The sequence below is a fragment of the Streptomyces sp. BB1-1-1 genome (genome assembly GCF_031597775.1).
GTDB classification, from domain to species: domain Bacteria; phylum Actinomycetota; class Actinomycetes; order Streptomycetales; family Streptomycetaceae; genus Streptomyces; species Streptomyces thinghirensis.
In genome coordinates, this window is record NZ_CP134203.1 from 435,321 (window position 1) to 457,325 (window position 22,005).

Consider the following 22,005-nt stretch of genomic DNA (forward strand, 5'->3'; position numbering starts at 1 on the left):
ACACTAACGGGCGGTGGTGCCGGTTCCGTCGGCGACCGTTCGGGCCTCGTCGGAAGCGGACTTGAGGCCCCGGGCGAGGAGCGATTCCAGGATCTCCCCGACCCTGATGGCGGTGTTGGACAGCAGGGACGACGTGATGCCGTGGGTGTGCTCCGTGCCGCCCTGCAGGTAGATGCCGCATCGCAGGTCGGGGTCGGTCGCGATGCGGTAGTCACGCTCGACCCGGACGAGCCCCTCGTCGTTCCGGAGGCAGCGGTCCGCGACCTCGCCGAGCAGGCCGAGCGGGTCGGCCGGGCTGTAGCCGGTGGCGAGGACCACGACGTCCGCGTCCAGGAGAGTCTCCTCGCCGGTGACGAGGGACGTCACGGTGGCCCGGACCTTGTCGGGCGTCTCCTTGACCTCGGTGAGCCGGGACACGTTGAGGAAGCGCAACCGCTCGGTACCGAGGACCTTCTCCCGGTACATCTGCCGGTACAGGTCGTCGATCAGGTCGATGTCCACCACGGAGTAGTTGGTGTTGCCGTGGTAGTCCATCAGCCGGCGTTTGACGCCGCCGGGCGCGGCGAAGTACTCGTCCACTGCCGCGGGGTCGAAGATCCGGTTGGCGAACGCGCTGTCGTCGGCGGGGCTGTAGCCGTAGCGGGTGAAGACCGCGCAGACCTCGGCCTCGGGGAAGCGGCGGTGCAGGTAGGCGACGTTCTCGGCGGCGCTCTGCCCGGCGCCGACGACGACGAACCGAGAGGGCGAGGTGCCCTCCAACCCGTCGACCTTCGCCAGCAGTTCGGAGTTGTGCCAGACGCGGTCGCCGCGCTCCACGCCGTCCGGCACGAGGGGACGCAGCCCGGTTCCGATGACGAGGTTGCGCGCCCGGTGGACCTCGAGCCCCTCCCCCGAGCGGACCGTCACCTCCAGGTGCTCCACGGTCCCGTCCCGGACGACTGGCGCGACGCCGACGACCTCGTGACCGTAGGAGACCATGTCGTCGACCTTGGCCGCGGCCCACTCGAAGTAGTCGTGGAACTCCACCCGCAGCGGGAAGAGGTTCTTGTGGTTGATGAAGTCGATCAGCCGTCCCTTGCTCTGCAGGTAGCAGAGGAAGCTGAACTCGCTGGCCGGGTTCCGGAGTGTCACCAGGTCCTTGAGGAAGGACACCTGCATGGTCGCGTCGTCGATCAGCATGCCGCGGTGCCAGCCGAAGCGCGGCTGCTGCTCGAAGAAGCGAGCGGTGATCGCCTCCGGCCGGCCGGCCCGTGCGTTGTGCTCGCCGATCGCGATCGCCATGGCGACGTTGGACGGTCCGAAGCCGATGCCAATGAGGTCGTGGACCAGTGTTGCGTCATCAGGAAGAACCTGTGACATGTCACTCCCATCGTGCGGGTCAGTCACCTGTCGGGCGTGGGGGATTGCCGAAATGGGACATGCCGACGGAGCGACCGCCGGAAACTTAGGTGAGCCTAAGCTAATGCCGTGCGGCTGTCGATAGGGCGGCTCCAGCCGGGCGCGTCCGTCAACTCACGTCCCACGCAGAGCCGTTGCGGACCAAGGTAAGGCTTGCTTTACTTACCCGGGCCATTCCCTGCTCCGAGGAGGAACCCCATGCGGGTCGTCATGTTCGGTTACCAGACCTGGGGGCACCGGACCCTCCAAGCCCTCCTGGACTCCGAACACGACGTGGTGCTGGTCGTGACGCACCCCAAGAGCGAGCACGCCTACGAGAAGATCTGGAGCGACTCCGTCGCCGACCTCGCCGAGGAGCACGGCGTGCCGGTACTCATCCGCAACCGCCCTGACGACGACGAGCTGTTCGAACGCCTCAAGGAGGCCGACCCGGACGTCATCGTGGCCAACAACTGGCGGACGTGGATCCCCCCGCACATCTTCGGCCTCCCGCGCCACGGCACGCTCAACGTCCACGACTCACTGCTGCCGAAGTACGCCGGCTTCTCCCCGCTGATCTGGGCCCTGATCAACGGGGAGACCGAAGTGGGCGTCACCGCGCACATGATGGACGACGAACTGGACGCCGGCGACATCGTCCGGCAGGAAGCGGTGCCGGTCGGACCGGCGGACACCGCCACCGACCTCTTCCACAAGACGGTCGACCTCATCGCCCCGGTCACCATCGGCGCCCTCGACCTCATCGCCGCGGGCCAAACGGAGTTCACCAAGCAGGACCGGTCCAAGGCGAGCTTCTTCCACAAGCGCTCCGCCGAGGACATCCGCATCGACTGGTCCTGGCCCGCCGAGGATCTGGAACGCCTGGTGCGCGCCCAGTCCGATCCCTACCCCAGCGCCTTCACCTTCCACCGGGGCAGGCGACTGGAGATCCTCGCCGCCGTCGTGTCCCAGGGCCGCTACGGCGGTACGCCCGGCCGCGTCTTCTACCGCGAGGGCGACGGCGTGGTGATCGTCGCCGGAGCCGACGCGCGCACCGGCCGCAACCGGGGCCTCGCGATCACGCGCGTACGCACGGAGGACGGACGGGAGCTGTCCGCGACGGAGTACTTCACCTCCATGGGCGGCTACTTGACCAGCCGGCCCTGACGTAGCCCCGCCGCGGGGGCAGGGCTGTGATCACGTCCGCCTCGGGCCTGCTCCCGGCCTCTCCGGACGGCGCCGAGGCCCCGGCCGGAGAGGCGCGGTCGTGCCGGCCGCCGAGCGGCCGGCCACGCGATCAGCCGCCGCTCTTGCGCCGGAACGACCGCTGGCTCGCAGCCGGACCGTGCGCGCCGCGGATCTTCGACGCGTCGGTGTGCCCGGCGAGGGCCGCGGCCTCCGCCTGCTTGCCGCGCTTGCGCTCCAGGGCTTCCCGGAACTTGCCCTTCAGGTCGTACTCGCCGTTCTCGTCGGGCGTCACGGAAGGGCTCTCGTCGTCAGCCGACTCCGAACCTGCTTGCGATGAAGACTCTGCAGTCATGGTGACCTCCTGGGTTCGGACAACAGGACCACAGCTTGTCATGCCGACCACCGCCCGGGGTACCGCCCACATCGGCCGGCAGCACCTGAGCAGACCTCAGTCGCGCAGCTCCTCGAGACGCTCGAGGTCGTCCCGAACCGATTCCCGTTCGCCGGCGGCGAGTGGGACCGCGGCGGCGCCGGCGAGCGCGCTCGTCGCGGTCTCCTCGTCGCCGAGACGCCCTGCGACGTCCGCTCGCAGCACGAGGAGCCGGAACATCTGCACCGGCGTGGGCCGCTCCCCCGGGAGACGAAGCACCCGGTCGATGACCTTCGCGGCGCCCGCGGGGTCCTCTTTCGAGTCCGCCAGGAGCGACGCGTGGTGCAGGGCCCGGGCGAAGGTCTCCTCGGGAGCGGGCCGGTGACGCGGGCCCTCGCCGGTCGGCTGCCCGACGCGGACGCAGTTGCCGCCCGGATCGCTCAAATCGCCCGCGCCACGATGCCTGCCTATGGTTGGGCGGATCGAGGGGACCCGGAGTTCTTGCCGACCGCGGGAAGGTGGGGCGACATGGCGCGCAGTGTCGAATCGATCCGGCGAGCCGCCCTGGGCACTCTCGGCGCCGCGCTGGTCCTGGTCGGCGTCGCCCTGCTGGTACTGCCCGGGCCGGGCCTGCTGCTGGTGTTCGCCGGGGTGGTGCTGCTGGCGCGTGCCGTCCCGGCGCTGGACCGGTTCGTGGCCCCCGTCCGCGAGCAGGCGATGCGTGCGGCCGAGGAGAGCGTCTCCTCACCATGGCGTATCGCCGGCTCGGTCCTGGTGGGCCTCTTCCTCGTCGGTGCGGGCGTGGTGTGGGGAATCGTGCCCCGGGTGCCGTACTCCGGATGGGCCACCGGGGCGAGCCTGATCATCTCCGGCTGCATCCTGTTCGCCCTGCTCGTCTGGAGCCACCGCCGCGTCCAGGCGGCGCGTCGCCGCTCACCGTCGACTTCGGGGTGAAACCGGGTGCCGCCACCCCTTGACGGGCCCGGCACCGGGGCAGTCCCGGGCCGCCGGGCCTCCTGGTGCCCGCTGGTAAACTGGGGTCCACGCTTTGAGGCGCCCGGGTCCGTACCGAGGGGTACGGACCCGGGCGCGTTCCGGGCGCCTGATCAGGAAGGTCCCCCCATGAACGCGAAGCCGTCGTCGGCCACCGGAGCCTCCCGGGCCGGCGGATCCCAGCGAACGACAGCGCCACCGGAGTCGGCGGACCAGCCGCCGGTCGCGTCCTTCGACGCGCTCGGTCTTCCGCCGGCGCTGCTGAAGACGATGACCGGCCTGGGGGTGACCGAACCCTTCCCGATCCAGGCGGCGACCCTGCCCGACGCGCTGGCCGGCCGCGACGTCCTCGGCCGGGCGCGGACCGGCTCCGGCAAGACGCTGGCCTTCGGCCTGGCCCTGCTCGTCCGGACCGCGGGTCTGCGGGCGGAGTCGAAGCGTCCGCTCGCGCTGGTCCTGGTGTCGGCGCGGGAACTCGCACAGCAGGTGAGCGACGCGCTCACGCCGTACGCGCAGGCGCTGAACGTACGACTGGCGACCGTGGTCGGCGGACTGGCGATCAACCGGCAGGCGGCGCAGCTGCGCGCCGGCGCCGAGGTGGTCGTCGCGACGCCGGGGCGACTGGCCGACCTGGTGTCCCGTCGTGACTGCCACCTGAACCACGTGCGGATCACGGTGCTGGACGAGGCGGACCAGATGTGCGACCTGGGCTTCCTGCCGCAGGTCTCGGGAATCCTGGACCAGGTGCCCGCCGACGGGCAGCGGCTGCTGTTCTCCGCCACGCTCGACCGCGACGTCGACCAGCTGGTGCGGAGCCATCTGCACGACCCGGTGCACGCGTCGGTCGACCCGGCGTCGGCCTCGGTCACCACGATGGAACACCACGTACTGACCATCCACCCCGCCGACAAGTACGCGACCGCCACCGAGATCGCCGCACGCGACGGCCGGGTGCTGATGTTCCTGGACACCAAGGCCGCGGTCGACCGGTTCACCCGTCACCTGCGGGCCAGCGGCGTCCGGGCCGCCGCCCTGCACAGCGGCAAGTCGCAGCCGCAGCGCACGCACACGCTCGCCCAGTTCGTGGAGGGCCGGGTCACCGTGCTGGTGGCCACCAACGTCGCGGCCCGGGGCATCCACGTCGAGGCGCTCGACCTCGTCGTCAATGTCGATCCGCCGGCCGACGCCAAGGACTACCTGCACCGCGGCGGGCGTACGGCGCGCGCCGGGCAGTCCGGGAGCGTGGTCACCCTGGTCACTCCCGACCAGCGGCGCGAGGTGAACCGGATGATGTCCGAGGCCGGGATCCGGCCGACCGTCACCCCGGTGCGCTCCGGCGAACAGAAGCTGACCACCATCACCGGCGCCAAACGCCCGCCGACCGGGTCGCAGACCAGCGGCGGCAACGCCCCCTTCCGCGGCCTCGGCGCCCGTTCGGGCCGCCCCGCGAAGGAGTCCCGCAAGACCGCCGAGGCCCGCAAGGCCGCGGAGGCCCGCGCGGCGGCACGGGTACGCAAGGGCCGCTGACCCGGGACGATCCGGCCGGAGAGAGTGGGCGACCCCTGGGTAGGGTGAGTGAGAAGCCCCAGGGAATCGAACGAGGAGCGGAATTGAGCGAGTCGGCGTCCATCGCCCTGCAACTGGAGATCGCCCGGGAACTGGAGGTCGCGGAGACCTTCGATGCCGAACGGGAGATCGAACGCCGGGTGGCCTTCCTTGCCGAGCGGCTGACCTCGACCGGTCTGCGCTCCCTCGTGCTCGGCATCAGTGGCGGTGTCGACTCGACCACCGCGGGCCGGTTGTGCCAGCTCGCCGTGGAACGGGCGCGGGCCGAGGGACACGAGGCGGGCTTCTACGCGATGCGGCTGCCGCACGGGGTCCAGGCCGACGAGCACGATGCCCAGCTCGCGCTCTCCTTCATCAAGGCCGACCACGTGCTGACGGTGGACATCAAGCCGGCGAGCGATGCCGCGCTCGAGGCGCTGATCGCCGGCGGTGTGACCTTCCGCGACGCCCGGCACCAGGACTTCGTGCAGGGCAACGTCAAGGCCAGGCAGCGCATGATCGCCCAGTACGCCGTGGCCGGCGCGCACGACGGACTGGTCGTCGGCACCGACCACGCGGCCGAGGCCGTCTCCGGCTTCTTCACCAAATTCGGCGATGGTGCCGCCGACCTGGTTCCGCTGACCGGGCTGACCAAGCGCCGCGTGCGCGCCGTCGCGGACGCGCTGGGCGCACCCGCCGAGCTGGTGCGGAAGGTCCCGACGGCCGACCTGGAGACCCTCGACCCCGGCAAGGCCGACGAGGACGCTCTCGGAGTCACGTACAAGGACATCGACGACTTCCTGGAGGGCAAGCCGGTGGACGAGCAGGCCTTCGAGAAGATCGTCACCCGCTACCGGCTGACCGACCACAAGCGCCGGCTGCCCATCGGTCCGGATCACCTCTGACCCGGGCCGAGGGCGAGTTCAGTCGGGCACGGGCCGGGGCGGGAAGCGCACATCGGTCAGCCGCTCCGACAACTCCCTAAGGCGTCGGCCGGTCTCGGCGTCCGCCGCCGCGGGTGACAGCGCCACCCGCGCCGGTCCGCCGCGCAGCTCCGCCGGGCCGTCCGGCCCGATGAACTCCCCGCCCCGCGCACCCGGGTCGGTCGCCGCGTACAGCTGCGGCAGCGCGCCCCGGTCCGGGGACTGGGCGAGCGGGATGAGTAGGCGGCCGAACAGCATCTTCATCATGCCGGTCGGCGCACTCGTCTGCAGGTTGGTGGCGGTGTAGCCGGGATGCGCGAGCAGGCTGCGCACCGGGCTGCCGGCCCCGGAGAGCCGTCGGTGGAGTTCCCGTCCGGAGACCGCGTTGGCGAACTCGGACTGGTTGTAGAAGGCCATGGGTGAGTAGTGGCGCTCGCCGGCGAGGTCGTCGAGGAAGAGCCGTCCCTGCCGGTGGTTGGTCGAAGTCGTCGTGACCACACGGGGATCGTCCCCTTCGGCGAGCAGGTCGAGCAGCAGTCCGGTGAGCGCGAAGTGGCCGAGGTGGTTGCAGGCGAACTGCATCTCGTGTCCCTGCGCGCTCAGGCGTCGAGGCGGCGCCATGATGCCGGCGTTGTTGACGAGCACGTCGAGGCGTGGGAGGTCGGCGTGCACCTGGCGGGCGAAGGACCGGACCGAGTCGATATCGGCCAGGTCGAGCCGGCGCACTTCGAGGCGGGCGTCCGGTTGCCCGGCGGTGATCTCCGCGGCCGCCCGCCTGCCCTTCTCCTCGTCACGTACCGCGAGGATCACGTGCCCGCCCCTGCGGACGAGCGTCCGGGTGGTCGCCAGGCCGAGGCCGCTGTTGGCTCCGGTGACGACGAACACCCGCTCGGTCTGGTCCGGAATCCGAGTGTCCAAGCGGACGTTCTTCCGGTACTTCGCGTCCAAGGAGGACGTGGTCGTTCAGTTCCTCACCGACATGGGCGCCGGCATCCGCACGGAGCTGGCGGCCCGTCCCGGCGGGGAACCGCCCTCCGCGGCGCTGCGGAACGCCGTCTCGGTTCCCCTCGCGGACTGCGCCGGCCACTCCGACAGGGCACTGCGGGTGGTTCAGCTGATCCTGCGCACTCCCGCCCTGCACGCACGCTTCCTGGAGCGTCAGGAGCAGTGGCGTGACGACCTGACGGCGGAGCTGGCGCGCCGCCCGGGACCCGCCCCCGACACCGACCTCCACCCGCAACTGGCCGCGGGGATGGCACTGACCGCGTTCAACACCGTGCTCCGCCGCTGGAGCGACAGCGACGGTGCCGAGGACCCCCTCGAACTGACCGACCGCGCCTTCGCCGTGATCGCCCCGGCCCTGGACCACACCGGCTGACGGTGAGCGTTCAGGCGGACGGCCGTACTTCACGTGCGACTTGTCGCGTACGTCCTTAATCTACCGATTGAGAGGCTCGGACAGTCGATGCCGGTTCAGCCGGCGGAAGGTGAGCTTCCATGGCTGAACGACTCAAGAGGTCCGGCTTGATCGGTGAACTGTCGGCCGAGTTCGCCGGCACGATGATCCTCATCCTCTTCGGCTGCGGTGTGGTGGCCCAAGTGGCCGCGGGCGGGGCCCTCACGGATCCGGAAGGCGGCCTCGGGAACCACGACAGCATCTCCTGGGCGTGGGGTCTCGGTGTCACCCTGGGCGTCTACGTGGCGGCGAGGCTGAGCGGTGCTCACATCAACCCCGCGGTGACCCTCGCACTCGCCGTGTTCAAGGGGTTTCCGTGGCGCAAGGTGGTTCCGTACGCGCTGGCCCAGACCGCCGGCGCCTTCGTGGCCGCCCTGCTGGTCCGCTGGAACTACACCGAGGCGCTGGCGAAGGCAGACCCCGGCCACACCATCAAGACGCAGTTCGTTTTCTCCACGCTTCCCGCCAACGGGAACACCGCTCTCCCGGTCCACGAGTGGGGTGCCTTCCGCGACCAGGTCATCGGCACCGCCATCCTGCTGCTGCTGATCATGGCCCTCACGGACCTGCTGAACACGCCGCCGGGCGCGAACCTGGCACCCTTCGTCATCGGCCTGGTCGTGGTCGCGATCGGAATGGCGTTCGGCACCAACGCGGGCTACGCCATCAACCCCGCCCGCGACTTCGGCCCCCGGCTCGCCAGCTTCCTCACCGGTTACGGCGGAGCGTGGCGAGATCAGTACGGGAACCTCTACTTCTGGGTACCGATCATCGGCCCGCTGATCGGTGGCGTACTGGGCGCGGGCCTGTACAAGGTTCTGATCGGCCGGTTCCTGCCCAAGGCCGAGCCCGAGCCACCGGGGCGCGTCCCAGCGCCCGAGGACTGACACCGGCCGGAGAGGCGGCACAGCATGGCGGACTTCATCGGCGCGGTGGACCAGGGAACCACCAGTACCCGGTTCATGATCTTCGACCACGGCGGCAACGAGGTGGCGAAGCACCAGTTGGAGCACGCCCAGATCCTCCCCCGCTCCGGGTGGGTGGAGCACGACCCGGTGGAGATCTGGGAGCGCACCAACTCGGTGATGCAGAACGCCCTGCGCCACAGCGGGCTGTCGGGGACCGACCTGGCCGCCATCGGCATCACCAACCAGCGGGAGACCACCGTGGTGTGGGACCGGCGCAACGGCCGCCCCTACTACAACGCCATCGTGTGGCAGGACACCCGCACCGACGCCATCGCCGCGAACCTCGACCGTTCGGGCCGGGGTGACGTCATCCGCCGCAAGGCCGGACTGCCGCCGGCGACCTACTTCTCCGGCGGAAAGATCCAGTGGATCCTGGAGAACGTCGACGGCGTCCGCGAAGCGGCGGAGGCGGGGCACGCCCTGTTCGGCAACACGGACGCCTGGGTCCTGTGGAACCTGACCGGCGGCCCCGACAGCGGCATCCACGCCACCGACGTGACCAACGCGAGCCGGACCATGCTGATGGACCTGGAGACGCTCGACTGGGACGACGAACTGCTGGGCTTCTTCGGCATCCCCCGGTCGATGCTCCCCACCATCAACCCCTCGTCGCACGCGGAGGCCTACGGTGTGGCCCGCACCTCCCGGCCCCTGCGCGCCGCCGTTCCCATCGGCGGGGTCCTCGGCGACCAGCAGGCGGCCACCGTCGGACAGGTCTGCTTCGCGCCCGGCGAGGCCAAGAACACCTACGGCACCGGCAACTTCCTGGTGCTCAACACCGGCACGGAACTGGTCCGCTCCCAGCACGGCCTGCTCACCACCGTGGCCTACCAGTTCGGCGACAGCCCGGTGATCTACGCGCTCGAGGGCTCCATCGCGGTGACGGGGTCCGCCGTGCAGTGGCTGCGCGACCAGATGAAGATCATCAAGACGGCGGCCGAGAGCGAGGAACTCGCCCGTACCGTCGACGACAACGGCGGCATGTACTTCGTCCCCGCCTTCTCGGGCCTGTTCGCCCCCTACTGGCGTTCCGACGCCCGGGGGGCGATCGTCGGTCTCGCCCGGTACAACGACAACGCGCACCTGGCCCGGGCGACCCTGGAAGCCATCTGCTACCAGAGCCGCGACGTCGTCGAGGCCATGGAACAGGACTCCGGTGTCCACCTCGACGTGCTCAAGGTCGACGGGGGTGTGACCGCCAACGACCTCTGCATGCAGATCCAGGCAGACGTCCTCGGCGTACCGGTCAGCCGTCCCGTCGTCGCGGAAACCACCGCACTCGGCGCCGCCTACGCGGCGGGGCTGGCCACGGGGTTCTGGCGGGACACCGATGAACTGCGCACGCACTGGCAGGAGTCCAGGCGCTGGGAACCGCGGTGGCCGGAGGACCGGCGGGCGCAGGGGTACGCCGGGTGGAAGGCGGCGGTGGAGCGCACGCTCGACTGGGTCAAGGTTCCCTGAACCGGCTTTCGCCCCCGAGGGAAGGGCCTTGAAGGAAGGACCTTGAAGAGAGGACTCCGGCGCGGAGGGCAACAGGCGTCGCCATAAGGTGATCCCATGTCTGCCAGATTGAGTTCCGCGAGGACCCGCGCCGCGCTCCGCACCACCGCGCGCACCTCTGCCGAGCTGTTGCTGATTCTCGTCATGCTCGCGGTGGCCCTGTGGCTTCTCGGCCGCATGTGGTCGGTCGTGTGGCCGCTGATAGTCGGCCTGCTCCTGACCACGTTGACCTGGCCCTCGGCCCGTTTCCTGCGGCGGCACGGGTGGCGTCCCGCGTTGGCCGCGGCGGTGGTGACCGTGGGGTTCCTCCTGGTTGTCACGGGCATCGTGGCGCTGATCGCGGTGCCGATGTCCTCCGAGACCGACGAGTTGACCGCCGGCGTGGTGGAGGGCATCGACCGGCTGCGCGACTGGGCCGCGGGGCCGCCGCTGAACATCGACGACGGCCAGATCACCAGTGCGCTCGACTCCGCGATGGCGCGCGTCCAGGACAGCATCGGCAGCGTGGTCAACACGGTGGCCACCGGCCTGAGCACCGTGGTCAACGGCCTCATCACCGCGGTGCTGGCCGTCTTCCTGATGTTCTTCTTCCTCAAGGACGGGCCGCGGTTCCTGCCGTGGCTCGGCCGCCAGTTGCCCGGCCGCCTCGCCACCGACGTCCCGGCCGTCGCCCTGCGCAGCTGGGAGACCCTGGGTTCCTTCGTCCGCTCGCAGGCACTCGTGGGGCTGCTCGACGCCGTCTTCATCGGCCTCGGACTGTGGATCCTGGGCGTGCCACTCGTACTGCCCCTGGCGGTGCTGACGTTCGTGTCCGCGTTCGTGCCCATCGTGGGTGCGCTGTTCGCGGGATTCGTCGCGGTACTCATCGCCCTGGTGTCCAACGGCCTGACGGACGCGCTGATCGTGCTGGCGATCATCGTCGTGGTGCAGCAGTTGGAGGGCAACGTGTTCCAGCCCATCATCCAGAGCCGCGGGCTCGGTCTGCACGCGGCGGTGATCCTGCTGGCGGTGACACTCGGCGGCAGCCTGGCCGGGATCGTCGGCAGTCTGCTCGCCGTACCGGTCGCCGCGCTGATCGCGGTGGTCTGGAACTACGTCCGCGAGCAGCTCAGCGACCCGCCGGAGGAACCCGCGCCCGCCGACGCCTGAGAGGCGGGCCGGTCCGCACCACCGGACGGCGCCGTCTCCGCGCGACGGGCTTTGCGGTAGGCGGTCGGGGCCAGCCCCACCTCTCTGCGGAAGAGGGCCCGGAAATTGGCGGACGTACCGAACCCGGTCTCCGTGGCGATCCTCTCGACCGCCCAGTCGGAGGTCTCGAGGAGTCGGCGCGCACGGAGGAGTCGCTGCCGGGCGACCCATTGCATGGGAGGCATTCCGGTCTCACCCACGAAACGCCGGATGAAGGTCCTGCGGGACAGCAGACTGTGGTCCGCCATCCGCTGCACGGTGATCGACGACCCGATGTTCTCGACCGCCCAGTCCCGAGTCGCGCGCAGACTGTCCCGAGGAGCGGCGGGCCCGTCCGTGTACTGCGGCTCGTCCGCGCCGCGGACGGGGGCGAAGACGACGTCCTTCGCCACACCGTCCGCGACCGTGGTCCCGAAATCCGCTTGGACGACATGGAGGCACGCGTCGATTCCCGCGCCCGCGCCCGCGGACGTGAGAATCGACCCGTCCTCGACGAACAGTCGATTCTCCACGACGTCGACCTCGGGGTACGCCTCTCGAAGTTCGTCCGTGTGGCGCCAATGAGTCGTAGCCGTCTTTCCCTTCAGTATCCCGGCGGCCGCGAGAGCGAATACACCGGTGCAGACGGCGACGACACGAGCACCCCGCTGGGCGGCCGTCCGCAGTACTTCCAGGTATTCCTCCGGGACCGGGCGAAGTGGTCCCTCGTAGCCCGGAACAACGACGATGTCGGCGTATTCGGTATCGGCCGGCGAGTGAGTCGGGCGAACCTCCGCGGTCGCATCGTGGTCTCCGCAGACAAGTACGCGATAGCCCGGGTGCCGGCCGAATACATGCGCCGCGATGCTGACGTCCAGCGCATAGGCCCGCGGCACCGCGAGGATCGCGACGACCGTGTGCGCACCTTCGGATCGCAATGACGCCCCCTCGCTCCCCTGCTTCTCAACCAGCTTACGTCCACGGCCGTTCGGCCTGGTGCGGGGTCCTGGCACAATCCTTGCCGTAAGTGGCACAGCCGAGTCTGGTTCGTCCGGACCCGGAGCTCATACCGTTTCGGCAGTCTCACTCTTCAACCCGCTTTTGACGATGGGAAAGCCCATGAGCAACGCACGTCAGGTCGAGAGCTTCGGAGTTCCCTGGGAGAGGGATTACGGATACGTTCAGGCGGTCAGGCGCGGCGACACCATTTACCTCTCGGGACAGGTCGCGCACGACGGGACGGATCTCATCGCCCCCGCTCCGGTCGATGACGCCGGGCTGGTCACCGACTTCTCCCGCACGGGCGAGCAGTTGCGCCAGTGCTACGCCAACGCGGCGGTACTCCTCGAGCGGTTCGGCGCGTCGATGGACGACGTCGTCGAAGAGGTCATCTACGCGATCGACGTCGACGCGGCCGACGCCGCCGCGGGGCCGGTGCGCAAGGAAGCCTACGGTCGGCCGGACCCGCAGGTGGCCAGCACGATGATCGGCACCCCGAGGCTGGCCTTCCGTGAACTGCTGGTCGAGGTCAGCTTCGTGGCCCGGGTCTGAGGACCGCTGCGCGATCTCGGGCCAAGTCGGTCGCAGCCGGACGGCCGGCGCTGCTAGCTTGCGGCCGTGGATCTCTTCTCCCGCTCTTGGACGGCGTTGCGCGCCGCGGTCGCCGAAGTCCCCGACGAGGATTTCGCGCGGCCGTCCGGCTGCACCGGCTGGCTCGTGCGCGACCTGGTGTGCCACCTGATCATCGACGCCCAGGACGTCCTGATCACCCTCGCCACCCCCGCCGCCGCGGAGCCGACCCGGGACGCGGTGACCTACTGGAACATCGTCGAAACCCCGACCGGCGACGACCCGCTCGACGCGCTGATCGTCCGTCTGGCCGCGGCGTACGAGGAGCCGTGGCTGCTGAGGTTCCATCTCGACGACGTGGGTTCCGCCGCCGGTCGCGCGGCCGGACTCGCGGATCCCACGGGCCGGGTCGGCACCCGCGACGAGGTCCTCACCGCGGGCGACTACCTCTCCGCGTACGTCCTGGAATGGACACTGCACCACCTCGACCTGATCGCCCACCTCCCGGGCCCGGTGGAACCGCCCGCCGAGGGGCTCGCCCGGTCGCGCGAGCTGCTGGAGAGGATCGTCGGTGTGACGTTTCCCCCGTCGTTCACCGACAAGGACGCGTTGCTGGTCGGCACCGGTCGGCGCGCTCCGACCGCAGCGGAGGAGGCGGCACTGGGTGAGCCGGCCGCGAGGCTCCCCTTCGCGCTCGGCTGACCGCGAGTCCCGGCTACCAAGAGCGCGCGGCCGGCCCCGGCCGGCCGGTCGCGCGCCGCAGGGCGACCATGGAGGGACGTGCCGGCGCGGAGTGCGCTGCCGGATCGTCGACCGGCTGCCGGCCCGCCTCCCGTACGCGAAGGCCGTCGGTGTCCAGCCACGCACTCTCGAGACCTGGGACCGCATGGGCCTGGCGCCGGCCGTGCTGAAGGCCGCCGCCGTGCTGCGCGGCCAGCTGATCCACGTCGACGGGCGGGAGACGGCGCGCATCGACCTGGCGCTGCCGCCCGAGGTGCCGTACGGCTTCGCCGCGCTGCCTCAGTACGAGACCGAGCGTCTCCTGGAGGAGTACGTCGCCGGGCTGGGGACGGTCGTCGAACGCGGCACCGAGCTGGTGTCGTTCGCGCAGGATCCGGACGGCGTCACCGCCCGGCTGCGCGGTGCGCACGGCGCGGAGGAGGAGCTGCGGGCCGGCTTCCTGGTCGGCTGCGACGGAGCGCACAGCACCGTCCGCAAGGCGCTGGGCCTCCGTTTCGAGGGGGCGGCGTTCGCCGAGGAGTACATGCTGGGCGACGTCGAGGCCGACTGGGACCTGCCGCCGGGTTACGGAGTCCGCTCCAGTCACCGTGCCGAGGACGGTTCGACGGACGACGTGCTGGTCTGCGTCCCCTAACCGGCGTGCAACGGCCGTTCGAAGAACGTCTCCAGGACCACCGTCGCCTGGGTCCCGCTGACCCCGTCGATCGCGTAGAGGCGGCGCAGCACGTCCTGGAGCCGTTCGGTGGTGGCCGTACGCACCTTGACCAGGACGGCCGCGCTGCCGGCGATGACGTGTGCCTCCTGGATCTCCGGCAGGGCGGCGAAGTCCTCGGCCCGGTCCCCCATCCACGCCGTGGAGTCGACCAGCACGAAGGCGAGCACGCCGCGGTCGAGCGCCTCGGGGTCGACGTCGACCGTGGTGGCCCTGATGACGCCCTGTTCGCGCAGTTTGCGGACGCGCTCGTGGGCGGCGCCCGCCGACAGGCCGACCTCCTTGCCCAGAGCGGCGTACGGCAGGGTGGCGTTCCGCTGGAGCAGCGCGATCAGCCGACGGTCAATCTCATCTACCGACTTCATGTATTGACAGTATCTGATTCGGTGATCTGCGTGTTACGTTGAACACAATCCTGATCATCTCGTTGAGAGGAAGCCATGTCCACCGACGGCCCGTACGAGATCCTGGACGACCGCTTCCGAACCGGACGCTGCGCGAACGGCGACAGCAGACTGGAGGTCCTGCACGACGGCTGCCGCTGGGCCGAGGGCCCGCTGTACCTCCCCGCCTGGCGCCAGCTGGTCTGGAGCGACATCCCCAACGACCGCATCCTGCGCTGGGACGAGGCCACCGGCACGGTCGGCGTCTTCCGGACTCCGGCCGGCCACAGCAACGGGAACACCCTCGACCGGCAGGGCCGCCTGGTCACCTGCGAACAGGGCAACCGCCGCGTCACCCGTACCGAGCCCGACGGCACCGTGACCGTCCTCGCCGACCGCTACGCCGGCAAGCGGCTCAACAGCCCGAACGACTCCGTCGTACGCTCCGACGGCACGGTCTGGTTCTCCGACCCGGACTTCGGCATCACCAGCGACTACGAGGGCCACCGCGCCGAGTCCGAGATCGGCGCGTGCAACGTGTACCGGATCGACCCGGTGTCGGGGGACGTGCGGCTCGCCGCCGACGGATTCGAGGGGCCCAACGGCGTCATCCTGTCCCCGGACGAGAAGCGGCTGTTCGTCTCCGACTCCCGGGCCGCCCGGATCCACGTGTTCGACATCCGCGGGGACGGCACGCTGTCCGACGGGAAGGTCTTCGCCGAGGGCCGCGGGGACGTGCACTTCGACAACATCCGCTTCGACGACGAGGGCCGCCTGTGGGCCGCCGCGCTGGACGACGGTGTCCACTGCTACGACCCCGACGGCACCCTCATCGGCCGGCTGCGCGTGCCCGAGCCCGTCTCCAACATCGCCTTCGGCGGCCCCAAGAACAACCGCCTGTTCATCACGGCCACCACGTCCCTGTACTCACTGGTGATGTCGGTGACGGGCGCGCCGCGGCTCTAGGACCTGGCCGGGCCGGACGGCGCTCCGGCACGGTACAGGTCGCGCAGCAGGCCGATCTCGGCTCCGTGGTGCAGTACCTCCTGGTTGACCCACCAGACGATGTCGATGAAGGGGTCCTCGGCGTCGCTGCCATGGGGGTACGTGCACCGGCCGACGGTGTCCAGCGCGGCGTCGTCGATGTTCAGCAGCGCGTTCCGCCAGGCCTTCGCGCCCGTGTCGAAGGCCGCGACCGCTTCCGCCGCGCTTCCGCTGACGGGATGGTCGTCGCGGGTGAGCTTGTGGGTGCCCACCGTGTGATCGGCCCGCAGGAAGAGCATCTCGCTGAGGTGACTCAGCCGCCATGCGAGGGTCGTGAAGGGCGGCGGTGAGGGATGCGGGTGGGGCGCGGCGTCCCTGCCCCAGTCACCGGTGCCGGCCAGAGAGGTCGCGTGCCGTCCCGGACCGTCCGCCCGCCGCCGGACCGACCAGCAGTCCGGCACCGGCTCCCAGAAGTACTCCTCGTCCGTCAGGGGGCCCACCCCGGTCCGCGAACCGTCCCCGCTGTCCATGACCGGCCCGGCCATACGGGCGGTGAGGCGCTCGCACGCCCAATCGAACTGCTCCAGCACCGGTGTACAGGAGACGGCCGTTGCGACGTAGGTTGTGGTCAAGCACCCACGCCTCGGCTGAAAGACGGACCGTACCCATGAGCGACCCTGTGACGACACCCGGCCACGCAGCGCACCAGAAGATCGACACCTCGGTGCCGCACTCGGCCCGGATCTGGAACTACTGGCTGGGCGGAAAGGACAACTACCCGGTCGACGAGCAGGCCGGAGACGCGTACACCGCCGTCTTCCCCGGCATCGTCACCATCGCCCGCAGCAGCCGCGCCTTCCTGCGCCGCAACATCACGTACCTGGTCGCCGAGGCGGGTGTCCGGCAGTTCCTCGACATCGGGACCGGTCTGCCGACCGCCGACAACACCCATGAGGTCGCCCAGCGCATCGCCCCCGAGGCCCGGATCGTCTACGTCGACAACGATCCCATGGTGCTCGCCCACGCCCGCGCGCTGCTCTACTCCACCCCCGAGGGGGCGACCGCCTACATCGACTCCGACGTGCTCGACCCCGACAGCGTTCTGCGGGACGCCGCCAGGACACTGGACTTCGAGCGGCCCATCGCCCTCATCCTCAGCAACATCCTGGGGCACGTGGCGGACTACGACCAGGCGCGTTCCATCGTCACCCGGCTGATGGACGCGCTTCCGTCCGGCAGCTACCTCTCCGTCAACGACGGCTCGCGGGGCATCGATCCGGAATTCGACCGGGCCCAGGACGCCTACAACGAGAGCGGCGCCGCTCCCTACATCCTGCGCACCGTCGATCAGATCACGGCGTTCTTCGACGGCCTGGAGCTCGTGGAGCCCGGGGTCGTCCCGGTCACCCGCTGGCGTCCGGAAGCCGACTCCGCGGCCCCGGAGCTCATCGGCGAACACGGCGGCCTCGCCCGCAAGCCGTGACACCCGTCCGCGGTCGCCCCTGAAAGGATCAGGCCCGGTGCGCCGCTGCGCACCGGCGCTCGACCGACGCCACCGAGAGGAGCGGCACCCATGGCCGAATGGCCGTTGCCCGAGACGTTCCCCAGCGGTTCCGGGGCCGTCCGCTGGAACCGGCTGGGCGGAGCGGACCGGCCACCGCTGGTCCTGCTGCACGGCACGCCGTTCTCCTCGTACGTCTGGCGTGCGGTGGCCCGTTCGCTGGCCCGCGACCATCAGGTGTTCGTCTGGGACATGCCCGGTTACGGGATGTCGGAGAAGTCCGCGGGCCAGGACGTGTCCCTCGCCGCCCAGGGCCGGGTCTTCGCCGAGTTGCTGGGCCACTGGGGCCTCGAGGATCCCCTCGTCGTCGCCCACGACTTCGGCGGCGCCGTCGCTCTGCGGGCCCACCTGCTGCACGGCGTCGGCTACCGGGCCCTCGCCCTGGTCGACCCGGTCGCGCTGGCGCCCTGGGGATCGCCGTTCTTCCGGCTGGTCCGCGACCACGCGGAGGTCTTCGAGGAACTGCCGCCGGCGCTCCATCGGGCTCTCGTCCGTGAGTACATCGGTTCCACCGGCGGCCCGGGGCTGCATCCCACGGTGCTGGACCGGCTCGTCGAGCCCTGGCTCGGCGAGTCGGGGCAGCCTGCCTTCTACCGGCAGATCGCCCAGGCCGACCAGCGCTACACCGACGAGATCCAGGACCGTTACTCCGGGATCGATGTCCCGACGCTGATCTGCTGGGGCGAGGACGACGCGTGGATTCCCGTGGCGAAGGGACGCGAACTCGCCGCTGCCGTCCCGGGCGCCCGATGGGAGCCGATCGCCCACGCGGGCCATCTCGTCCAGGAGGACGCGCCCTCCGAGCTGACGGCCGCGCTGCTCGCCTTCCTGCGGCACCCGCACTGAGGGCGGCGGCGCGAGGGGCGTCGCGACAGACACGGGCACGGTGCCGGGAACGATCGGTTCCCGGCACCGTGCCCGTGCTCGGCGCTCTCCCGGTCAGGCGGGGGTGATGTTCTCCGCCTGCGGGCCCTTCTGGCCCTGGGTGATGTCGAAGGTGACGGCCTGGCCTTCCTGCAGCTCGCGGTAGCCGGAGGCGTTGATGTTGGAGTAGTGCGCGAAGACGTCGGGACCGCCGCCGTCCTGCGCGATGAAGCCGAAGCCCTTTTCAGAGTTGAACCACTTGACGGTTCCGCTGGCCATGCCTTTGCCTTTCAGCCGATATCGGATCCGCACCGTGCGAACCCGGAGGTGGTCGTCCTGGTCCTCCGGCATTGCACAGCAAACCGCCCGCACTCCGGCGCGGGCGGTCTGGGCGAACCACGACATCTGCTGCTGACGCTACACGGCATGTCCGAGCCCCACCAGTGAGTAAGGGGTGTGAGCGGCAACGATGTTGCGAACCGGGGCCGTGACGGCGGGCCGGAACGACGTCACATCCCGGTCATCAGCCGCGCATGGTGCAGGAGTCGCTCCTCGACCTGCTCGGCGGTGGCGGCGCCGGAGAGGACGTCGATGCCGTAGCCGTCCTCCAGGGCCACCAGGCCGCGGGCGACGAAGTCGGAGGGGGCGGCGAGGCGGAACTCGCCGCTGTCCGCGCCCTCGTCGAGGACACGCCGGTACAGGTCCGTCTGCTGGGCGACGAAGGTCCGCTGCCGTGCGCCGGCCGCCTCGCTGCGGAAGGTGACGGGGAGCAGCTCGTACAGGAGGCGGCTGGTCGTCTCGGCCTCGCCCGGGAAGGGGATGCCGGAGGCGACGCAGGCCGCGAGCCGGGCCCAGGCGGTGGGGGCGGCTTCCACGGCTTCCCGCCGGCCCAGGACGTACGTCTCGGTGCCCTGCTCGAACACGGCGACCAGCAGGTCGTTGATGTCCGGGTAGTAGTACAGGACCGACGCCGGGGTCAGACCGGCCTGGGCGGCGATGTCGCGCAGTCGCGCGTTGGTCACGCCCCGTTCGAGCACCGCCTGTGCCGCCGCCTGCACCAGTTGCGCCCGGCGGGCGGTCTGGTTGCGGGGGCGCGGCATGGGCTCATCCTCTCACAGCGCGGATCACGCCCCCGGCCATCGTGGTCTCCACCTTCGGCGTCATCTCCACCACCTCGGCAGGCGCCGCCCCCACCGCGTACCTGATCGCCACCGTCGCCATGACGCTGACGGCGGCGAGCTACGGCAAGCTCGCCCGCGACCACCCCACTTCGGGTTCCGTCTACACCTACGCGCGCAAGCTGCTCGGCTCCCGCATCGGCTTCCTGGCCGGCTGGGCGCTGCTGCTCGACTACCTCTTCCTGCCCATGGTGGCCTGGCTGATCCAGGCGCTCTACCTCCACGTGCAGTTCCCCTTCCTGCCGACCTGGGGCTGGCTGGTCACGGTCATCACCGTCACCACGCTCGTCAACGCCCTGGGCGTCGTGATCGCCGACCGGGTCAACAAGGTCCTGCTCGGCCTGACCACCTTGGGGCTCCTGGCGATCGTCGTCGTCTGCGTCCACACGGTCGGCGGCGCGCCCGCCGGCGACGGGGCCCACGCCCTGTGGAACCCGGCCGTCTCGCTGGGCACGGTCACCGCCGCGGCCGCGATCGCCGCGTACTCCTTCCTCGGGTTCGACGCCATCAGCACCCTCAGCGAGGAAGTACGGGACCCGCGGCGCAACGTCCCCCGCGGCATCCTGCTCACCGTCCTCATCGGTGGCGGCATCTTCTTCGCCGTCTCGCTGCTGCTGCAATGGGTGCACCCGGGGACGGTCTTCCAGGACGAGGCGACCGCGGGGTACGAGGTGGCGACCCTGGCCGGCGGCAAGGGCTTCGCGGACGTCACCAATGCCATCAGCCTCATCGGCGGCCTCGCCTCCTGCGTCGCCATCCAGGCGAGCACCAGCCGCCTGATGTACGTCATGGGCCGCGACGGCGTCCTGCCCCGCCGCGCCTTCGGGTACCTCCATCCGCGGACGCGCACCCCGCTGTTCAACCTGCTGCTCATCGCGGCGGTCGGACTGCCGGCCACCACGCTGTCGCTCACCACGGCCACCTCGTTCATCAACTTCGGCGCCTTCCTCGCCTTCACGCTCGTCAACATCTGCGTGATCACCGCCTGGGTCCGCCATCGCCGGGCCGGCACCCCGCGGCCCGTCCTCACCCACGTCGTCCTGCCGGTCCTCGGCGCCGCCGCCGACGTGTACCTGCTGACCGAGCTGGACCGCACGGCCGTCCTGCTCGGCAGCGCGTGGCTCGTCCTCGGCATCGCGTACCTGGGCGTACTCACCCGCGGGTTCCGGCGGGAGCCTCCCGAGCTGCACCTGGAGGCCAGGGAGCAGGCAGCCTCGGCGGCCGCACCGCAGTGATCCGTGGGAGCGGCCGCCTCGTCACTTCCCTGCGCCAAACGGGGGAGACGGCGAGGCGGCCGCACAACCCGGTTCCGTAAGTGGTCTAGCAATGAGTAGTCCACACACGGAGTCGGAGATCGATATGACCGTCAGGAAAGCGCTGGCCCTGGTGATCGGCGCTGTCATGTGCACCGGCGTGCTGGGGACCGGTTGCGCACAGCAGCAGTCGGGCGCCTCCTCCCCGGACGCGCGGACGACCGGCAGATCCGCGTCGCAGCCGGCGTCCCCGCAGCCCGCTCCCCCGCGCTCCTTTCCGCGCCCTCTGCCCGGGCTCGGACCGGCGACGCGGGCCCGGATCCCCGACGCCTCCCGGCAGGCCCTGGTGGTCACGGGCGCCACGGAGAGTTCGTACGAGGCACAGGCGGTGCTCTACGAGCAGTACCCCGCACAGGGCTGGCGCGCCGTGGCCGGTCCGTGGCCCGCCCACAACGGTCTGCGCGGCTGGACCGACGACCATGAGGCGGGCGACCTGCACACACCCATCGGCGTCTTCCGGCTCAGTGACGCCGGGGGCCGGCTGCCCGACCCGGGGACCCGGCTCCCCTACGACCAGGACCCGGAGTTCGCCGTGTCGGGCACCGGGCATTTCGGCGAGCCGCTGGAGGGTTCCTTCGACTACGTGATCGCCATCGACTACAACCGGGTGCCCGGCACCACCCCGTTGGACAAGACGCGCCCGCTGGGCGAGGACGAGGGCGGCGGCGTCTGGATCCACGTGGACCACGACGGGCCGACCAACGCCTGCGTGTCCCTGAGCGAGGAGCACATGCGCGCGTTGCTCAGCGCCCTGGACCCGGACAAGGAGCCGGTCGTCGTCATGGGCCCGGAGTCGGCCCTGGCGCGGTAGCGCGGAGCCGGTGGGCGTCCACGCCCTGTAGACGCCCGGTGCGAAGCGGCAACGGAGCACTGCGTCCCCCGAGCCCGGCCAGGCGTACCGGTTCGTGTCACGCGGCCTTGACCGAGCGGTTCGCGCTCGGCCTACTGGAGACACAACTGGGCGAATTCGGGGGACTGGTCCAGTGTCGGCCCGTATGTCAGCCCCCCGGCCGGGACCCAGGACAGGAGTGCGACAGTGCGGCGTCGATGGGCAGCGGCGGCAGTTCTGCTGGCATGGGCGCTGCTGCATCTCGCCGCCCCTCGGCCACCGGGTCCCGCGGAGCCGGGCCCGGACCGGGACACCGCGGGGATATCGACAGCGGCGACGGTGACGGTCGAGGAGGCCGGACCGCCGGGCCCGTGCGAAGAGAGC

General features: G+C 70.6%; 23 protein-coding genes and 3 pseudogenes. 16 read left to right on the forward strand and 10 right to left on the reverse strand.

Going from position 1 to position 22,005, the window contains the following annotated elements; genetic code table 11:
- Positions 1–3: 3 nt before the first annotated feature.
- A complete protein-coding gene (locus RI578_RS01860) occupies positions 4–1,359 on the reverse strand; it encodes a SidA/IucD/PvdA family monooxygenase (protein ID WP_310869362.1) in 1,356 nt (451 codons plus the stop codon).
- Positions 1,360–1,596: 237 nt separating this feature from the next.
- Here RI578_RS01860 and RI578_RS01865 point away from each other — a divergent pair, with 237 nt between their 5' ends.
- A complete protein-coding gene (locus RI578_RS01865) occupies positions 1,597–2,544 on the forward strand; it encodes a methionyl-tRNA formyltransferase (protein WP_310869363.1) in 948 nt (315 codons plus the stop codon).
- 130 nt (positions 2,545–2,674) lie between these two features.
- Here RI578_RS01865 and RI578_RS01870 read toward each other — a convergent pair whose 3' ends face one another.
- Together RI578_RS01870 and RI578_RS01875 are read right to left on the reverse strand one after the other, a co-directional pair.
- On the reverse strand, positions 2,675–2,917 hold the full coding sequence (locus tag RI578_RS01870; RefSeq protein ID WP_310869364.1) for a DUF5302 domain-containing protein: 243 nt from the start codon (positions 2,915–2,917) through the stop codon (positions 2,675–2,677).
- Positions 2,918–3,013: 96 nt separating this feature from the next.
- Positions 3,014–3,379 (reverse strand): annotated as a pseudogene (locus RI578_RS01875) (VOC family protein); the annotation flags it as partial.
- An 84-nt stretch (positions 3,380–3,463) separates the two neighbouring features.
- Between RI578_RS01875 and RI578_RS01880 the strand changes: the two are divergent.
- The 3 genes from RI578_RS01880 (at position 3,464) to nadE (ending at position 6,378) form a co-directional block, all read left to right on the forward strand.
- Positions 3,464–3,889: a PGPGW domain-containing protein gene (locus RI578_RS01880; RefSeq protein WP_310869365.1), complete on the forward strand. Its 426-nt coding sequence runs from the start codon at positions 3,464–3,466 to the stop codon at positions 3,887–3,889.
- A 168-nt stretch (positions 3,890–4,057) separates the two neighbouring features.
- A complete protein-coding gene (locus RI578_RS01885; protein WP_310869366.1) occupies positions 4,058–5,455 on the forward strand; it encodes a DEAD/DEAH box helicase in 1,398 nt (465 codons plus the stop codon).
- 83 nt (positions 5,456–5,538) lie between these two features.
- The gene (gene nadE, locus RI578_RS01890; RefSeq protein ID WP_310869367.1) at positions 5,539–6,378 is read left to right on the forward strand and encodes an ammonia-dependent NAD(+) synthetase; all 840 of its coding nucleotides are present in this window, start codon (positions 5,539–5,541) and stop codon (positions 6,376–6,378) included.
- An 18-nt stretch (positions 6,379–6,396) separates the two neighbouring features.
- On the opposite strand, the gene RI578_RS01895 is transcribed toward nadE, so the two are convergent.
- On the reverse strand, positions 6,397–7,314 hold the full coding sequence (locus RI578_RS01895; RefSeq protein ID WP_310869368.1) for an oxidoreductase: 918 nt from the start codon (positions 7,312–7,314) through the stop codon (positions 6,397–6,399).
- Here RI578_RS01895 and RI578_RS01900 point away from each other — a divergent pair.
- The 4 genes from RI578_RS01900 (at position 7,256) to RI578_RS01915 (ending at position 11,469) form a co-directional block, all read left to right on the forward strand.
- A complete protein-coding gene (locus tag RI578_RS01900) occupies positions 7,256–7,774 on the forward strand; it encodes a TetR family transcriptional regulator (protein ID WP_310875637.1) in 519 nt (172 codons plus the stop codon). The two genes, RI578_RS01895 and RI578_RS01900, sit on opposite strands and share 59 nt — an antisense overlap.
- 119 nt (positions 7,775–7,893) lie before the next feature.
- Complete coding sequence (locus RI578_RS01905) at positions 7,894–8,739, forward strand: MIP/aquaporin family protein (RefSeq protein ID WP_310869369.1); 846 nt, start codon at positions 7,894–7,896, stop codon at positions 8,737–8,739.
- Positions 8,740–8,763: 24 nt separating this feature from the next.
- Positions 8,764–10,281, forward strand: a complete 1,518-nt coding sequence (glpK, locus tag RI578_RS01910; protein WP_310869370.1) for a glycerol kinase GlpK — start codon at positions 8,764–8,766, stop codon at positions 10,279–10,281.
- Positions 10,282–10,377: 96 nt separating this feature from the next.
- Positions 10,378–11,469 (forward strand): AI-2E family transporter, encoded by a 1,092-nt coding sequence (locus RI578_RS01915; protein ID WP_310869371.1) that lies wholly within the window; start codon positions 10,378–10,380, stop codon positions 11,467–11,469.
- Here RI578_RS01915 and RI578_RS01920 read toward each other — a convergent pair.
- Both RI578_RS01920 and RI578_RS01925 read right to left on the reverse strand, forming a co-directional pair.
- Positions 11,412–11,900: a helix-turn-helix domain-containing protein gene (locus RI578_RS01920; RefSeq protein WP_310875638.1), complete on the reverse strand. Its 489-nt coding sequence runs from the start codon at positions 11,898–11,900 to the stop codon at positions 11,412–11,414. The two genes, RI578_RS01915 and RI578_RS01920, sit on opposite strands and share 58 nt — an antisense overlap.
- 90 nt (positions 11,901–11,990) lie before the next feature.
- Positions 11,991–12,521: pseudogene (locus tag RI578_RS01925) on the reverse strand (DJ-1/PfpI family protein); the annotation flags it as partial.
- 85 nt (positions 12,522–12,606) lie between these two features.
- Between RI578_RS01925 and RI578_RS01930 the strand changes: the two are divergent.
- From RI578_RS01930 to RI578_RS01940, 3 genes and pseudogenes are all read left to right on the forward strand, one after another.
- A complete protein-coding gene (locus RI578_RS01930) occupies positions 12,607–13,038 on the forward strand; it encodes a Rid family hydrolase (RefSeq protein WP_310869372.1) in 432 nt (143 codons plus the stop codon).
- A 66-nt stretch (positions 13,039–13,104) separates the two neighbouring features.
- Entirely contained in the window at positions 13,105–13,758 is a 654-nt protein-coding gene (locus RI578_RS01935; protein WP_310869373.1) for a maleylpyruvate isomerase N-terminal domain-containing protein, read from the forward strand.
- A gap of 82 nt (positions 13,759–13,840) precedes the next feature.
- Positions 13,841–14,428, forward strand: a pseudogene (locus RI578_RS01940) (FAD-dependent monooxygenase); the annotation flags it as partial.
- Here RI578_RS01940 and RI578_RS01945 read toward each other — a convergent pair.
- Positions 14,428–14,874 (reverse strand): Lrp/AsnC family transcriptional regulator, encoded by a 447-nt coding sequence (locus RI578_RS01945; protein ID WP_310869374.1) that lies wholly within the window; start codon positions 14,872–14,874, stop codon positions 14,428–14,430. The pseudogene RI578_RS01940 and the gene RI578_RS01945 sit on opposite strands and share 1 nt — an antisense overlap.
- A 75-nt stretch (positions 14,875–14,949) precedes the next feature.
- Between RI578_RS01945 and RI578_RS01950 the strand changes: the two genes are divergently transcribed.
- Positions 14,950–15,858 carry an SMP-30/gluconolactonase/LRE family protein gene (locus RI578_RS01950; protein WP_310869375.1) on the forward strand — a complete coding sequence of 303 codons (909 nt, stop codon included), beginning with the start codon at positions 14,950–14,952 and terminating at the stop codon, positions 15,856–15,858.
- Here the strand turns inward: RI578_RS01950 and RI578_RS01955 are convergent.
- On the reverse strand, positions 15,855–16,421 hold the full coding sequence (locus RI578_RS01955; protein WP_310875639.1) for a DinB family protein: 567 nt from the start codon (positions 16,419–16,421) through the stop codon (positions 15,855–15,857). The two genes, RI578_RS01950 and RI578_RS01955, sit on opposite strands and share 4 nt — an antisense overlap.
- A 122-nt stretch (positions 16,422–16,543) precedes the next feature.
- Between RI578_RS01955 and RI578_RS01960 the strand changes: the two genes are divergently transcribed.
- Positions 16,544–17,359 carry an SAM-dependent methyltransferase gene (locus RI578_RS01960; protein ID WP_310869376.1) on the forward strand — a complete coding sequence of 272 codons (816 nt, stop codon included), beginning with the start codon at positions 16,544–16,546 and terminating at the stop codon, positions 17,357–17,359.
- A gap of 90 nt (positions 17,360–17,449) precedes the next feature.
- Entirely contained in the window at positions 17,450–18,283 is an 834-nt protein-coding gene (locus tag RI578_RS01965; protein WP_310869377.1) for an alpha/beta hydrolase, read from the forward strand.
- A 93-nt stretch (positions 18,284–18,376) separates the two neighbouring features.
- Here the strand turns inward: RI578_RS01965 and RI578_RS01970 are convergent, their stop codons facing one another.
- Both RI578_RS01970 and RI578_RS01975 read right to left on the reverse strand, forming a co-directional pair.
- Positions 18,377–18,580: a cold-shock protein gene (locus RI578_RS01970; protein ID WP_028964611.1), complete on the reverse strand. Its 204-nt coding sequence runs from the start codon at positions 18,578–18,580 to the stop codon at positions 18,377–18,379.
- A gap of 230 nt (positions 18,581–18,810) precedes the next feature.
- Positions 18,811–19,401 (reverse strand): TetR/AcrR family transcriptional regulator, encoded by a 591-nt coding sequence (locus RI578_RS01975; RefSeq protein ID WP_310869378.1) that lies wholly within the window; start codon positions 19,399–19,401, stop codon positions 18,811–18,813.
- Here RI578_RS01975 and RI578_RS01980 point away from each other — a divergent pair.
- Positions 19,344–20,714, forward strand: coding sequence for an APC family permease (locus tag RI578_RS01980; RefSeq protein ID WP_310869379.1), 1,371 nt, complete (start codon positions 19,344–19,346; stop codon positions 20,712–20,714). The two genes, RI578_RS01975 and RI578_RS01980, sit on opposite strands and share 58 nt — an antisense overlap.
- A gap of 124 nt (positions 20,715–20,838) precedes the next feature.
- Positions 20,839–21,603: a L,D-transpeptidase family protein gene (locus tag RI578_RS01985; protein WP_310869380.1), complete on the forward strand. Its 765-nt coding sequence runs from the start codon at positions 20,839–20,841 to the stop codon at positions 21,601–21,603.
- Positions 21,604–22,005: the final 402 nt, after the last annotated feature.